Genomic DNA, 676 nt, shown 5'->3' with positions numbered 1-676 from the left:
ACCCGGCTCCCAGGCAGTAATGCCGCCCCATCCCAAAGGCCAGCCCGTCATCCCCCCGCCGCACCGAAAAGCCACCCGGATCAGGAAAGCGCCCAGGATCCCGATTGGCAGCAGCCAGCAGCACCAGGACCAGCCGACCGGCCGGCACCCCCGCACCCGCGAGCTCAACAGGACACGACGTCCACCGCGAAGTCACATGCGCGGGCGGCTGGGTCCGCAGCATCTCGGCGACAAAGCCGGGCACAAGCCCGGGTTCGACCCGCAAAACCTCAGCCATCACCGGATCGTGGATCAGCACATGCAGCGCATGCGCCAGCATCGACCGCGCCGTCTCGGTGCCGGCGGCCAGCAGCATGATCAGGTTGGCGGCACGCACCTCCCCCGGATACGGCGCCCCCGCCAGCTCCGCGAGCATCGGCGCCAACGGCGCTCCCCGCGGCGGATCGGCGAGCAGCGCCGCCGCGAATTCACCGACTTCCCGCGCCGCGCGGTCAGCAGCAGCCAGCTCCACTCCCTCAGCAAGATGATCATTCGCCGGACTCATCGCATCGAGCCGCCGCCCCAGCCAAGAAACCAACTCGCCCCCGACCCCAAGCAACCCGGCAAGCACCGCAACCGGCAACGGCTGAGCGAAGTCCACCGCCAGATCCACCCGCTCTCGGCCCGCCAACCCCGT

Annotated in this window: 1 protein-coding gene; it reads right to left on the bottom strand. The window is 70.0% G+C overall.

Going from position 1 to position 676, the window contains the following annotated elements:
• A partial coding sequence (locus tag G5C51_RS44215; RefSeq protein ID WP_165246271.1) for a cytochrome P450 occupies nt 1-640 on the bottom strand: 640 nt, incomplete at its 3' end.
• Nucleotides 641-676 lie beyond the last annotated feature (36 nt).

Origin of the sequence: Streptomyces coryli, assembly GCF_011044975.1 — a bacterium.
GTDB lineage: Bacteria > Actinomycetota > Actinomycetes > Streptomycetales > Streptomycetaceae > Streptomyces > Streptomyces coryli.
The sequence above is the reverse complement of the archived record's forward strand: the minus strand, read 5'-3'. Positions and strand labels throughout refer to the sequence as shown.